Genomic DNA, 14,001 nt, shown 5'->3' on the forward strand with positions numbered 1-14,001 from the left:
TATTATATGAAAAGAGGTTCAACATTATTTTTAAAGGTAGCAGTAATTTTCATTGGTATTCCTATACTTGCTTTATGTATCTTTTTGTTGCCACAGATAGCGATGGTAGCATTTGAAGAAGCGAAAAAGGGATCAGAACTGGCATATGTAGTTTTTGGCATTTTATCTATTATGTATGTATCGACAATTCCGTTTTATTTTGCGTTGTATCAGACATTAGGAATTTTAAGTTATATCGACAAGAACCAAGCTTTCTCGGAATTATCTGTGCGAGCTCTAAAGAAAATCAAAAACTGTGCCATTACAATTACTGGCTTGTATATGGTAGGTTTACCATTGGTCTATATCATAGCGGAGTGGGATGACGCACCGGGTCTTTTATTAATCGGACTGGTCATTGTTGGTGCATCGATGGCTATTGCAGTTTTTGCTGCTGTTCTTCAAAAGCTATTAAAAGATGCTATAGCTATAAAAACAGAAAATGATTTAACGGTCTGAGGTGAATAACAATGACGATAATAATCAATATTGATGTGATGTTAGCAAAACGGAAAATGAGTGTAACAGAACTTACGGAAAAGGTTGGTATAACAATGGCGAACCTTTCTATTTTGAAAAATGGAAAGGCAAAAGCGATTCGATTTTCCACTTTAGAGGCCATTTGTAAGGCTTTAGAATGCCAGCCTGGAGATATATTAGAATACAAAGACGACGACAGTTAAACAATGTGGAAGAAACTTAATTTAACAATTATTGGGGGAGGTAAAACTATGGAAATCAACAAATTGATTATTGAAAATATTGATAATCCTCAAGAGTTGGAAAGAATGTATAGAAATGATCCAAAAGTATTTAAAAAGTCATTTTCACATGCATGGGAACAAAATCCTAATTCTCAGGTACTTAGTGTTTGGTATGAAAGATTGAATTTCAAGGAGTCTGCAAATACAGGGAGATCTTTCTTTCTTCAAAAAGGCTTCATATTCATGGGCATTTTAGCCATTCTGGCCGGAATGTGCACTAGGATCATTTTCCATTTTGTCGAACAGGAAACAATTGCTCCAATTAACATGTTTTTCGGAATAATTCCTTTTATTGCTGCTTATTTTGTACATAAAAATACTCCGAAAAAAAGTGTTATTTTTTTCATTGCAGCGTTATTACTAATTACCGGGTTTTATATTAATTTGCTGCCATTAAATTATAAAGACAGTACTTTCCTTGCATACTTACATCTTCCCGTATTCTTTTGGGTATTGTTAGGGCTTGCATTTACAGGTAATGAATATACAAATAGTAGTACAAGATTAGCTTATATTAAATTTAATTTGGAATATTGTATTCTCTACGCCAGCATGGCTGTTAGCGGAATGGTCCTTGCTGCATTAACGCTGCAGTTATTTAGCTTTGTTGACTTGAATATAGAAGAGTTCTATTTTAGTAATATCGTTCTATTTGGTGCTGCCGCTCTTTCTATTGTGGCCGCATACCTAGTATCAATGAATCTTAAACTTGCTAGAAATATTACACCATATTTAGCTAAAATTTTTAGTCCTCTTGTCTTGCTCACGCTGTTGGTCTATATTATTACAGTTATTTGGGTTGGAAAAAATCCATTCTTGGACCGCGACTTTCTTTTAGCCTTTAATGGAATACTCTTGGGTGTATTGGCCGTTACCATATTTTCCATTACCGAGAAAGACTCTGATGAGAAAAAGAACATTTCAGATTATATAAATTTTGCATTAATTGTTCTTGCACTTATCATTGATAGTGTGGCATTGTCAGCCATCGTGTTCAGACTTTCTTCTTATGGGATTACACCTAATAGACTTGCTGTTTTAGGAGTAAACATACTAATCTGGACAAATCTAATTTGGATTATGCTCTCCTATTTACGTTTTCTACAAAACAAATCGGGACCTTCAACTATCCAAGATGCAGTTACGAAATATTTGCCGATCTATGGACTATGGGCAGCTATCGTAATATTTACTTTTCCTATAATCTTTAATTAGAAAGGCTTTGTTAATGTTTCAATAAGCTACCTTCTATAACTAACGAAACCTTTAGAGCCGAAATTATGCACCTTTTAATACATAGTTGCATAATTTTGGCTTAATTTCATTCCTAAACTAAAAAATGTTGTAGCTGTATTTTTCTGATAATATCCATTTTGTAATTTGCATATAGCAAATGATCCAACTTGCTTAAAGAAATTGGCCTCCAAAATTACCTTAACATGGATTTAACATGGCTTGTTATACAATGGAGACATCCAATGGAGAGGCTACTTAATTGCATTGGGTGAAGGTAAAACATTTTAGGAGGAATTTATTGTGAAGAAAAAATTAACAATTACATCGGTGATTCTAGGGTTAAGCGTGGTTGCTGGATCAGCTTATGCAGCGAGCAACTCAGATATGTGGGGCGCAGCAAAAACGAAAGTAACAGGTACAGAGCAAGCAGTTACAAGTTCAACTGTAACAATGAGTAAAGATGAAGCAATTAAAAAAGGCGAATACACGGACTACGCACAGATGGCAAAAGAAAAAGGCATTACAGTAGAAGAATTATTTGAACAGCTTGAAAAAGAAGGTAAGATGATGAAAGTGATTCCGTCAACAGAAGCTACGAAAACTGAAGAGGAAATTGAATCAGCTACGACAAATGGATCAACAGAAATGGTTCAATCAAGTGAACCAATCAACTTAGAAGAAATGGCGAAAGAAAAAGGCATGACGGTAGAAAAACTAATCGAACAACTTGAAAAAGAAGGAAAAGTGACAAAAGCTGCGGAAACAACGGAGTCAATGTCAACAAAATAGTGCAGCTTTGAAAAAGAGCATTGTTTACAACGTAAGCATTAACGAGATTTCAAGTGGAAATAACTGATTGTCTAGATTTGTCGTTCGTAATAAGAACTTTATAAGTTCGAAATGGGTTGCAAATTAATTGTTGACAAAGAAATTAGGATTAAAGATAGTGTAAAACAGCCCGAGCATAATTAAAAATATGCTCGGGCTTATTTGTTCGATTTTATAATAATCAAATTTGAAATGGTATAGATTTTTTGAGTTTTCTCAGAAATAATAAGCTAATCGAAGTTAAAATTCAACGTTTGCAATCATACCTTCTTCATCATCGATATCTAATACGATACGCGCGGCCATTGAATCACGCCCTAGTTGTTCGTCGATATAAAGACGTAACGCAGTAATGAAATTTACCGTATTATAAACATCTAATTGTCCGTTGTAAAATGCTTCTGCTGAATAGCCCGCAACATCATCATACATCAACTCTACTTCGATTTCCTCCGGAGCTACGTTTTTAAATTTTGCATGGAATAAGCAAATCGCATTGATTAAATCTTGTTCTAGTAACCTTAGTTTTTCCACGTATCCGTTACCTCTTTTTGATCTTTTTTACGTTTAATAAGCTGGTAAATTTTCACTAAGAAGAAGATGATCGCAGCTATTGCAGCTACGTTAACAAGTAAGCCTAAAATACTACCAAGCATACCCATACCGCTAAATAGGCTACCGAATAAAAGACCAGCTAAACCACCAAGCATTAAGCCTTTCATTAAGCCACCTTTGTTTGAAGAAGCCGCTTTTGTATCTTTTTGCTTTGTTGTGTTGTTATTTTGTTTTGCTGTTGTTGGGCTTGTTGCACCATCGTTATTTTTTTGGATGTTAGTATTGTTGTTATTACTGTTGAAGCCTTTCTTTCCTGATTTGTACGATTTCGCTTCAACTGTTTGTGCATCGTCAGCGAATAGAAGAGTAGATCCAACACTTGAGAATACAAGTGTAAATGCTAACAATACTGCTGAAAATTTCTTCATGTTTTTCCTCCAATAATCTTTATGTCTTATACTCTTTTAGTATAGCAAATAGGGACACCAATAGAAAATAAAAACTCTGCTATTCCTTTCGTGCTAGCATTGCTTCTTTCATGACAAATGCTTGTAAAATCACAAAAATATGTTGAGAAAGGCTTTACGAAATTGTATGATGATTAGTAAATTTAAACGCAATTCAGAATTTACATCATTTTGTAATAAAGAAAAGCGGAAATTGAATTCTTGGAGGAACGAAAAATGAGTAAAATTCGTATTGGGATTGTTGGCTACGGTAATTTAGGTCGTGGAGTGGAAGCGGCAATTAGTCAAAATGATGACATGGAATTGGTTGCTGTCTTTACACGTCGTAATCCAGCTTCAGTAACAATTAAAACAGCAAATGTACCGGTTTATTTAGTGGATGATGCACTAAACTATAAAGAACAAATTGATGTTATGATTTTATGTGGTGGTTCGGCAACGGATTTACCAGAGCAAGTACCACATTTTGCACAGTGGTTTAATACAATTGATAGCTTTGATACGCATGCCAAGATCCCTGCGTTCTTTGATGCAGTAGATGAGGTCGCACAAAAAGCAAATACGGTGTCAATTATTTCAGTTGGCTGGGATCCAGGATTATTTTCATTAAATCGTTTATTAGGTGAAGCGGTTCTTCCTGTAGGCAATACATATACATTCTGGGGAGATGGTTTAAGCCAAGGTCACTCAGATGCAGTTCGTCGTATAGAAGGCGTGAAAAAAGCTGTGCAGTATACTTTACCGATTAAAGCGGCAGTTGACCGTGTACGTAACGGTGATAATCCAGAACTTTCAACGCGTGAAAAGCATGCTCGTGAATGCTATGTTGTGATAGAACAAGGCGCAAACGCAGCAGCAATCGAAAAAGAAATCAAAGACATGCCTAACTATTTTGCTGATTATGATACAACTGTCAACTTCATTACAGAAGATGAATTTGTAACGAATCACCAAGGCATGCCGCATGGTGGCTTTGTCATTCGTTCAGGCGAGTCAGGCGAAAATGATAAGCAAATTTTAGAATTCTCATTAAAATTAGAGTCTAATCCAATGTTTACTTCAAGTGTGTTAGTTGCGTATGCACGTGCAGCGCATAATTTAGCACAAAAAGGGGACAAAGGAGCGAAGACGGTATTTGATATTCCGTTTGGCTTACTATCAGCAAAGTCAGCAGCGGATTTACGAAAAGAATTGCTATAAGATATAAAAGTTACGGGCTGTCCAAAAAGTTATAACTTTTTGGACAGTGCATACCTCGTGTAATAATAATCCGCTTGAGGCGGTGCTTCTGCGGTGGTCAGAAGGAAAGATCGAATGCTAAAAGCGTCACATCCTGTGACAACGCATTCATGACTAGCTTCGTGCTAGCCTCCATCCTCGGCGCAAAGGGAATGTCCCAGAAATACTTCTCGGACACTCCCTTTTTTGATCAAAAATATCTAGAAAGTCTTTTCTTTCTTAACATGGGCACGTATGATAGAAAAAGATATTTAATTATATTGATATTAAGTAAGAAGAAGGGACGGTTAGTATGCAAGATAAGCGTTTTAAAATCGCTCATAAAGAAGCACTTATTGGTGTTGTATTAGTGATAATGAACTTTGCGATTTGGTATGGATTTGCTTATGGACTAGGTTCGGGTGACCCGACTGAATATAAATATGTATTCGGATTCCCGGCATGGTTTTTCTATAGCTGTATAGCAGGAACTATTTTTATGATCATTTGCATTTGGCTAGCAATGAAGCTTTTCTTCAAAGACATTCCATTAGATGAGGAGGAAGAAAAGCGATGATTCATTGGGCAGTAATTGTGCCACTATTTGTATTTTTAGTAATCATTTTTGGGATTGGTATCTGGGCAAATCGTCAGGTTGTTAATTCGAATTCGTTTTTACAAGAATACTTTTTAGGTGGACGTGAAATGGGTGGCTTCCTCTTAGCGATGACGATGATGGCGACATATGGTAGTGCATCAAGCTTCATCGGTGGCCCGGGGGTTGCCTATAACACAGGGCTTGGCTGGGTGTTACTTGCGATGGCACAACTTCCAGCAGGTTATTTTGTATTAATGGTACTTGGGAAAAAGTTTGCGATTGTTGCGCGTCGCATTGAGGCGATTACGTTAATCGACTTTTTAAAGAAGCGCTATGACAGCCATACGATTATCATTTTGTCAGCAATTAGTATTATTATTTTCTTATTTGCGTCGATGATGGCGCAATGGGTTGGTGGTGCTCGATTAATTGAGTCATTAACTGGCCTTTCCTATACGACAGCACTTCTTATTTTTGCGGCATCCGTATTAATTTATGTTGTTATTGGTGGATTCCGTGCAGTTGCATTAACGGACGCACTGCAAGGGTCAATTATGATTATTGGTACGGTTATCTTACTCGTTGCCACAGTAATTGCTGGTGGCGGTGTAGATAATATTATGCAAAGTTTAGTAACAGAAAATCCAAATTTAGTTTCGCCTTTTGGAGCAGATCAAAGCTTAACGCCATTATATGTATCTACATTTTGGATTTTAATCGGTCTAGGGGTGATTGGTTTACCGCAAATTGCCGTTCGTGCGATGAGCTATAAAGATTCAAAAAGCTTACACCGTGCAATTATAATTGGTACTATCGGGATTGGTACCATTATGTTCGGTATGCATTTAATTGGTGTATTTGCCCGTCCGGTAATGCCAGGTATTGAAATTGGCGATAAAGTAATGCCGCTATTAACACTTGAAGTATTACCACCGGTGTTAGCAGGAGTTGTGTTAGCTGCTCCAATGGCGGCTATTATGTCAACGGTTAATGCATTACTGATTTTAGTAAGTTCAACTGTTGTAAAAGATATTTATTTAAATTATATCAATCCAAAAGCAACGGACAAGCAAATTAAAACACGTAGCTTTTGGGTAACAACAATTATTGGTATTACGGTTGTATTATTTGCAGTGAATCCACCGGAACTACTAATTATGCTCAATTTATTCGCGTTTGGTGGTTTAGAATCAGCATTTTTATGGAGTGTTGTCTTCGGATTATACTGGAAAAAAGCGAACAAATACGGTGCAATTAGTTCAATGATTGTTGGTATAGGTTTATATATTTATATTTCGGAATTCCAAACGAACTTATTTGGCATGCACTCAGTAACGATTCCAATATTGGCTTCACTCATTGCCTTCGTTGTCGTTAGCTTAATTGCAAATAAGGTGAAAAAAATTGAGGATTATCATTTTTAGTTGAAGATATGATAAAGGGACTGCAAAGTGGAAAATTTGCAGTCCCTTTATTTGACGTTTGGTACTTATTATATTAAACTAGGTTACATAAAGTAACTTATTATAGGATAATGGTGATTAAATGAAAAATACTATTGATATTTTAAAGGATAAAATTCACTTTGTCGTGCAAAACGATTCACACAATCTAGCGTTAGTTGGCCCTGTAAAGCTTCCTATTAAACAAGGTGATTTTGAAGCAACGTTCAATTGGTATTCATGGTTAACTGTTAATAACGATAAAACAAAGGAACAATTGATTGATGAACTATCATCAATGAATCTAGCATTTGGTCAACAGTCATCAGTGTTAGTATATGGAGATTTTGAAAATAGTGATAATGCTTTAATTCGTATGCACAGTATTTGTCATACGGGTGATATTTTTGGTTCGCAGCGCTGTGACTGCGGCTATCAATTACATGAATCGATGAAAATGATTGCCAGTCATGGTTGTGGCGCAATTTTCTATTTAGCAGATCATGAAGGGCGAGGCATTGGTTTATTTTCAAAATCATTAGCGTATCTATTGCAAGAAGATAACTTCGATACTGTACAAGCCAATCATGCATTAGGCTTTGAAGATGATACACGCTCATACGAGGATGCATTGAAAATTTTAGAAAGCTTACGTTCTAAACCTGTAACTCTAATTACTAACAACCCGAAAAAACTTGCAGCCTTGCAAGCGCATGGTCTTTCAGCAAATGGACATATTCCACTTTGGGGTGGCTTAACGGAAACGAATGCTCATTATTTACAAACGAAAGTTGAAAAATCTGGCCATTTAGGTAAAGTTGAAAAGTTAATGGTGTAAGGAGTTACTATAATGATGAAAACAGATCGTGATTATATGCAATTAGCGCTTGATTTAGCAGCAAGCGCAAAAGGAAATACCAATCCGAATCCACTCGTTGGCGCGGTGCTTGTAAAAGATGGGGTTATTATCGGAACAGGGCTACACCGTAAAGCTGGTGAGCCTCATGCTGAAGTTCATGCTTTTAAAATGGCGGGCGAGCAGGCAGAAGGGGCAACGCTTTATGTAACACTTGAACCGTGCTCACATTTTGGTAAAACACCCCCTTGTGCAAATCTAGTAAAAGAATCTAAAGTTGCGCGTGTTATAGTTGCTATGCAAGACCCAAACCCGTCAGTAGCAGGACGTGGTATTCAGTTATTACGAGATGCGGGCATTGAAGTGGAAGTAGGCTTATTAGAACAGCAAGCAAGAAAAGTAAACGAACGTTTCATACACAATATGGTAACGGAGCGTCCGTTTGTTGTATCTAAATTTGCGATGACGTTAGACGGTAAAATTGCGGCACATAACGGACATTCTCAGTGGATTACGTCAGAAGCAGCTCGTGCCGATGTGCATGAATTACGCCACGAAGTAGACGGCATTTTAGTAGGGGTTAATACGGTGTTAAAAGACAATCCACAATTAACGACACGTCTAAAGAATCGGAATGGTCGCAATCCTGTTCGTGTTGTACTAGACAGTGCTTTGCAAACGCCGTTAGAAGCACAAATTGCTATGACAACAGAAGCACGAACGGTTATTGTAACGTCATTTGATGCATCAAATGAAAAAAAGGTTGCACTTGAAAAACAAGGCGTAGTGATCCTGCAAGTTTCTAAAACGGAAAATGGGCTAGATTTGGACGCGGTATTAAAAGCGTTATATTCATTCGGCATTACGCATTTACTAGTAGAAGGTGGTGGCGCGGTCAATGCTTCATTTTTACGTAGTGGCTTGATTGATCAATATATCGTATATGTAGCGCCAAAAGTTTTAGGTGGTGCGCGTTCGATTCCACCGTTTACTGGTGAGGATGTCGATTCAATTGATTTAGCAGCACAATTACAATTTGAAGAAGTGACACAAATTGGTCCTGATTTACGCATTATTGCATATCCAAAACAGGTGAACGAAAATGCATAAAAAGGTAGATGTATGTATTGTTGGAGGTGGGCCAGGCGGTGCCTTACTAGCAAATTTACTCGCAAAGCAAAACGTCTCGGTACTATTAGTAGAACGAACAAATAATTTTGCGAAAACTTTTCGTGGCGAGCATCTTAATGAAGAGGGCGAGAGCGTATTAAAGCAGCATGGCATTTATGAACGTATCGAACAGCTTGGGCTACTTAAAATGGAGACGTTAGAATATTGGCATCAAGGTGAATGTATTAAAACAATATTGCCGGATGAAAAAGTTGGTCATTTAGGTATTCATGTGCCCCAAGCTCATTTGCTACAAGCCATTTTAGAACAAGCAAAACATTACCCCTTATTTGATTATGTACTTAATACAACAGTAAAAGAACTTATTCAAAATGAGCAAGGGCAATATACTGCGGTGCGTGCCGTACAAAATGGTAAAGAATTATTAATCGAATCACAACTGATTATCGGTGCAGATGGACGTTATTCGAGCATTCGAAAGTTAGCAAATATAGATACGACTGTTCGTAGCCATGGCTATGATTTATTGTGGGCACGAATTCCAGCACCTGCAAATTGGAGCCCTTCGATAAAAATGGCACTTGTAAATGGAATGCAAATTTCGTTATTTACACAGGCAGAAGGATTTGTACAAATTGGTTGGAATATCGAAAAGGGAAGTTTCTCAACATTGCGTAAGGAACCGTTCACGCCGTTTATAGAAAAGCTTTGTTCGGCATTTCCGCAATTAGCGGCATCCGTAAAAGAACATATCCAATCATGGCAAGATTTCGTGCCCCTTGACGTATTTAGTAGTATGGCAGAGCAGTGGGGGAAAAATGGCGTCGTGTTAATTGGTGACGCAGTGCATACAATGACGCCAACAGGAGCCTATGGTTTAAATAGTGCGCTAATGGATGCGCATCTTTTAGCTGAAGTGTTGCTGCAAAATGAACAGTTTGATTTTGTGAGCTGTGCAACAAAGCGTAAGCATGAGATTGAAAGAATACAAGCAACACAAATAGAAAAGGAACAAAAGTTTAGTGAGGCTTTTGTTGTTTTAAGTTAGGTGAGAGCTATGAAATTTGGTTTTGACATTGATGATACACTGATTGATTTACGTCGATATGCATTTCATTTATATAATAAAAAATTAAAGATGGCTGTTGATGAGGATGTTTTCGATCAAATTCCTACCGTCGAAATTCATGGGGCATTTGGTATGACAAGTGAAGAAGGAAGTCAAATGTGGAAAGATTCCATGCAGGAAATCTATTTTACGGATTGTCCAAGTTATCAAGATGCGAAAGAAGTGTTAAACGCTTTAGCAGATGCAGGACATGAAATTTACTACGTTACGTCACGTCCGAAAGAATATTGTCAGCAAACACGTGAATGGGTGAAAGCGCAAGGATTTCCTGTAGCAGATGAACGATTTTATTGTGGGATGCAAGATCACGAAAAAATAGATATTATTAAAAGTTTAGAATTGGATGTCTACGTCGATGATAAGCCAGCTGTGTTAAACACATTGGCGAATACAACTACGAAAATTATCGTAAAAAATCAGTCATACAATCAAGAAGTTGATTATATCCGTTTAACAAATTGGCATGAATTTCACGCATTATTAAAATAGTTTGAATTTTTTTCTTTCAACAGCCGAATTATATGGTATTGTTAATTATATAGAATCAACTGCTGGAGGAAAAACATGAACATTAACATCGGTGATCCGCAAAAATACGAAGCGAGCATTCAATATAACGGAATTATATTATTGGCATCATACCTACAACGACTTTATGTATATGAAACAATTCAAGTGAAAATTAACAATGCGACAGATGAAAAACTGAAAAAAGTAAAAGGTATGTTTGAACATTCGGAAATGATGGTTAAAATCTTTGAAGAAACAAAAAGTTTAATGGACGGCCAACGCGACAAATTAAAAAGCTTCGCGGGTGAGGTGTCCTTATTAATGCAAGATTACATTAAAGATGAACCTGATTTTAACGAACGTTTAGCAATTGTTGGTTCGACGCTTTACGGTGAACAAATGATGAACTTTGGTATCATTAAATTGGGTCACATTTTCAAGCAAAATGTTGGTAAAGACTTCCCAGCTCGTGCGAAATTCTATGAGGATCGTACGAAAGCTGTAGATCTAATGGTACATTTAGTTGCTCAAGGCGATACAATTGAAGAAGGTATGCAAGACTTGATTGATAAGTGGTACGTAGGCATTGCTGCTCAAAAGGGTGGTATTTTAACAGATATCCGTAAAATTAATGAAATGCTTGATTTTAAACTTAATCAATAGCAAAAAAAGCATGGTTACGGGAAGTCCGGTATCCATGCTTTTATCGTCAATTAACGTTCGAAAAATACTTTGTCGACGTTTAATTTTGATTTGAATTCATTGATTGCGTAAGTTTCGTAAATTTCACGTTCTACTGCATCTTCAATTTCATACACTTCAATTTTGTGAATCTCATTACGGTGATTTTTCACTGGCGATACATTGTCTTCAAAGTGTTTTTTAATACGTTGACGGATTTTACGCGCTTTCCCTACGAATAATAACTCGTTTTTCTCGTTATAGAAGAAGAAAAGGCCGCCATTATCGCGTGTAATTTTGTGGAAATCAATAAATCCGAAATATGGTTTAATTTCAACTTCGCCTGGCTTAATTACTTGCTCTCGTTGGCGAATTACTAAATCTGGTTTTGGCATTTCAATTTTAATCAATACATTCACGTCCCTACATTATGGTAAAGGTTCATTTTACATGATTCTCATTAAAATAGCTATGATTATAGTGAGAAATACTAATTTTAGTTCATAATTGGAAAAAGGGCGGGTACTTTTTTCAATCTATTAGACATATTATCCGACACTATTAATGAATAATATAATAAATTACTTCGCTCAAATCCTACAAAAAACATTATTCAACACACTTTACAGTAAATAAAATGCCAAATTCAAAATGCAAAGTCAAACGAATTACGAGAACTTATCGCAAAGTGTGCTGTATTTTTACATTTCTACTTTCTTTTTTTGTGAATTTTGATTATTGTAAATTTATTGTGAATGAAAGAGAGAAGGAATGAAAATGCAAAAATATAAAGGTGAGCTGTTGATGCTCATTACAGCAATTATGTGGGGTAGTGGCTTTGTTGGGATGGCTAAGGGACTGGAGCATTGGTCAGTATTCCAACTAATGGCTGGGCGTTTCTTTTTAGCCTCGGTAATTCTAAGTTTAGTTTTTTATAAGAAGCTTAAATTAATCAATAAAACGGTGCTATGGAAGGGTAGCCTATTAGGCGCTATTTTATTTTTAGCATTTACGCTTCAAACATGGGGGCTAGAATATACTACAGCTTCAAAAAATGCGTTCTTAACGGCTATTAATGTTATCATTGTACCAATAATTGCTTACATAATTTATAAACGTCGAATTGATCGATTTGAATTTATCGCTGCAGGTGTTGCGATTGTCGGAATTGGTTTCTTATCATTACAAGATTCTCTAACAATTAATATCGGAGACTTCTTATCGATTTTATGTGCAATTGCGTTTGCATTTGATATTTTTTATACAAATGTATTCGTTAAATCAGAAGACGCGCTTGCGTTGACGATTGTACAATTTTATTCTGCTACGGTTTGTAGTGTAATTGGTGTAATTGTTTTACAGGATTACCCTACAACTTATACAACAGAAGGAATTGGAATTATTGTTTATTTAGCGGTATTTTGTACAGGTGTTGCTTATGTGTGTCAAAACTTAGGTATGCAGTATGCAAATCCCACAAAATCGGCCATTATTTTATCGACAGAAGCATTATTTGGCACGATGTTTTCTGTATTATTATTAAATGAATTATTAACTGGACGTATGATTTTTGGCTGTATTTTAATTTTCTTCGCGATTTTATTTGCTGAAGTGAAGCCATCATTCAAACGAAAGAAAATATTTAGTTAAATCCATGCTGTATTATGATTTGTAAAATTTATAGTACAGTTTTTTGTTTATTGTTAGGTGTTTTAGGTAAAAGATAAGTTGACTACATGTGGGGAGGTATAAATAAATGTTACATTACAAACGCGAAGGCTCAGGAAAAGTAGTTGTATTAATTCATGGTTTTTTAGGTGGTATTTCAATTTTTGACAAAATATTTGAACCATTAACAAAACAATTTGATGTTATTGCCATCGACTTACCTGGGCACGGAAAAAGTGACGCTCCAGAAGGAGATTATACGATGTATCGTTATGCCGAAGATGTTTTAGATGTATTAAATCATGAACAAGTTGAAAATGCCTATTGGATTGGGCATTCCATGGGTGGGTATATCACATTGGCTGTATTAGAAAAACAATTTACGAATATTGAAAAAGTCGTCTTATTATATTCATCGGACGCACCGGATACTCCAGAAGCGCTTGAAAAGCGTACAAAACAACAACACGAAATTTTGCAAAATGGTGTTGGTGCATTTGTTGAAGGCATTATTCATAATTTTTTGGCTCCTGATGCAAAAACAGAAGACATTTTATATGCGAAAGAAGTAGCTCATGAAGCGAAAGTGGAGGGACTGGTTGCAGCTTTAGGCGCAATGAAATCTCGTTCGAATCAACAAGATTTAGTCGATGCAACAACAACACCGATTCTGGTGATTGAAGGTGAGCAAGACAAAGCTGTTACACCTATTGAAACCTCGAATCCAAATGTAACAAAGGTGTATACGAATACAGGACACTTGGGCATGCTTGAGGATGCGCAAACAGTGATACGTGAAGTGACAAAGTTTTTAAAACAATAAAAAAACCGGAATGCCTATAATAAATCGGCATTCCGGTTTTTTAATTTGACTAGGTA

The 14,001-nt window shown here is 36.3% G+C and carries 17 protein-coding genes; 14 read left to right on the forward strand and 3 right to left on the reverse strand.

Translation table 11 applies throughout. The annotated features are described in order from the left end of the window. The first annotated feature begins 6 nt into the window (after window positions 1-6). From LZ480_RS09170 to LZ480_RS09185, 4 genes are all read left to right on the forward strand, one after another. Window positions 7-498, forward strand: coding sequence for a DUF2975 domain-containing protein (locus LZ480_RS09170; protein ID WP_241369109.1), 492 nt, complete (start codon window positions 7-9; stop codon window positions 496-498). Between the two features lie 11 nt (window positions 499-509). Next, the gene (locus LZ480_RS09175) at window positions 510-722 is read left to right on the forward strand and encodes a helix-turn-helix domain-containing protein (RefSeq protein WP_241369110.1); all 213 of its coding nucleotides are present in this window, start codon (window positions 510-512) and stop codon (window positions 720-722) included. Between the two features lie 48 nt (window positions 723-770). Next, the gene (locus tag LZ480_RS09180) at window positions 771-2,018 is read left to right on the forward strand and encodes a DUF4153 domain-containing protein (RefSeq protein WP_241369111.1); all 1,248 of its coding nucleotides are present in this window, start codon (window positions 771-773) and stop codon (window positions 2,016-2,018) included. 321 nt (window positions 2,019-2,339) lie between these two features. After that, complete coding sequence (locus tag LZ480_RS09185; protein WP_241369112.1) at window positions 2,340-2,828, forward strand: hypothetical protein; 489 nt, start codon at window positions 2,340-2,342, stop codon at window positions 2,826-2,828. Window positions 2,829-3,107: 279 nt separating this feature from the next. On the opposite strand, the gene LZ480_RS09190 is transcribed toward LZ480_RS09185, so the two are convergent. Both LZ480_RS09190 and LZ480_RS09195 read right to left on the reverse strand, forming a co-directional pair. Further along, window positions 3,108-3,401, reverse strand: a complete 294-nt coding sequence (locus tag LZ480_RS09190) for a YxcD family protein (RefSeq protein ID WP_241369113.1) — start codon at window positions 3,399-3,401, stop codon at window positions 3,108-3,110. Beyond that, window positions 3,389-3,850 carry a hypothetical protein gene (locus tag LZ480_RS09195; protein WP_241369114.1) on the reverse strand — a complete coding sequence of 154 codons (462 nt, stop codon included), beginning with the start codon at window positions 3,848-3,850 and terminating at the stop codon, window positions 3,389-3,391. The genes LZ480_RS09190 and LZ480_RS09195 overlap by 13 nt, the downstream gene beginning before the upstream one ends. Before the next feature lie 255 nt (window positions 3,851-4,105). Between LZ480_RS09195 and LZ480_RS09200 the strand changes: the two genes are divergently transcribed. From LZ480_RS09200 to LZ480_RS09235, 8 genes are all read left to right on the forward strand, one after another. Beyond that, complete coding sequence (locus LZ480_RS09200; RefSeq protein WP_241369115.1) at window positions 4,106-5,089, forward strand: diaminopimelate dehydrogenase; 984 nt, start codon at window positions 4,106-4,108, stop codon at window positions 5,087-5,089. Window positions 5,090-5,420: 331 nt separating this feature from the next. Beyond that, window positions 5,421-5,684, forward strand: coding sequence for a YhdT family protein (locus LZ480_RS09205; RefSeq protein ID WP_241369116.1), 264 nt, complete (start codon window positions 5,421-5,423; stop codon window positions 5,682-5,684). Beyond that, window positions 5,684-7,129 carry a sodium/pantothenate symporter gene (panF, locus tag LZ480_RS09210; protein WP_241369171.1) on the forward strand — a complete coding sequence of 482 codons (1,446 nt, stop codon included), beginning with the start codon at window positions 5,684-5,686 and terminating at the stop codon, window positions 7,127-7,129. The genes LZ480_RS09205 and panF overlap by 1 nt, the downstream gene beginning before the upstream one ends. Window positions 7,130-7,250: 121 nt before the next feature. After that, a complete protein-coding gene (locus tag LZ480_RS09215; protein WP_241369117.1) occupies window positions 7,251-7,985 on the forward strand; it encodes a GTP cyclohydrolase II in 735 nt (244 codons plus the stop codon). A gap of 15 nt (window positions 7,986-8,000) precedes the next feature. Continuing rightward, window positions 8,001-9,113, forward strand: coding sequence for a bifunctional diaminohydroxyphosphoribosylaminopyrimidine deaminase/5-amino-6-(5-phosphoribosylamino)uracil reductase RibD (gene ribD / locus LZ480_RS09220; RefSeq protein WP_241369172.1), 1,113 nt, complete (start codon window positions 8,001-8,003; stop codon window positions 9,111-9,113). After that, window positions 9,106-10,182, forward strand: a complete 1,077-nt coding sequence (locus LZ480_RS09225; RefSeq protein ID WP_241369118.1) for an FAD-dependent monooxygenase — start codon at window positions 9,106-9,108, stop codon at window positions 10,180-10,182. Before ribD ends, LZ480_RS09225 begins: the two co-directional genes overlap by 8 nt. Window positions 10,183-10,191: 9 nt before the next feature. Beyond that, a complete protein-coding gene (locus LZ480_RS09230; RefSeq protein WP_241369119.1) occupies window positions 10,192-10,752 on the forward strand; it encodes a 5' nucleotidase, NT5C type in 561 nt (186 codons plus the stop codon). A 75-nt stretch (window positions 10,753-10,827) separates the two neighbouring features. After that, entirely contained in the window at window positions 10,828-11,436 is a 609-nt protein-coding gene (locus LZ480_RS09235; RefSeq protein WP_241369120.1) for a transcriptional regulator, read from the forward strand. Between the two features lie 50 nt (window positions 11,437-11,486). Here the strand turns inward: LZ480_RS09235 and LZ480_RS09240 are convergent, their stop codons facing one another. Continuing rightward, window positions 11,487-11,849: a nucleotide excision repair endonuclease gene (locus LZ480_RS09240; RefSeq protein WP_255731371.1), complete on the reverse strand. Its 363-nt coding sequence runs from the start codon at window positions 11,847-11,849 to the stop codon at window positions 11,487-11,489. A 382-nt stretch (window positions 11,850-12,231) separates the two neighbouring features. Here LZ480_RS09240 and LZ480_RS09245 point away from each other — a divergent pair, with 382 nt between their 5' ends. Then, window positions 12,232-13,104, forward strand: coding sequence for a DMT family transporter (locus LZ480_RS09245; protein ID WP_241369122.1), 873 nt, complete (start codon window positions 12,232-12,234; stop codon window positions 13,102-13,104). Window positions 13,105-13,210: 106 nt separating this feature from the next. Then, a complete protein-coding gene (locus LZ480_RS09250; RefSeq protein WP_241369123.1) occupies window positions 13,211-13,945 on the forward strand; it encodes an alpha/beta fold hydrolase in 735 nt (244 codons plus the stop codon). The last annotated feature ends 56 nt before the right edge of the window (window positions 13,946-14,001 follow it).

Origin of the sequence: Solibacillus palustris, assembly GCF_022549215.1 — a bacterium.
Classification (GTDB): Bacteria; Bacillota; Bacilli; order Bacillales_A; family Planococcaceae; genus Solibacillus; species Solibacillus daqui.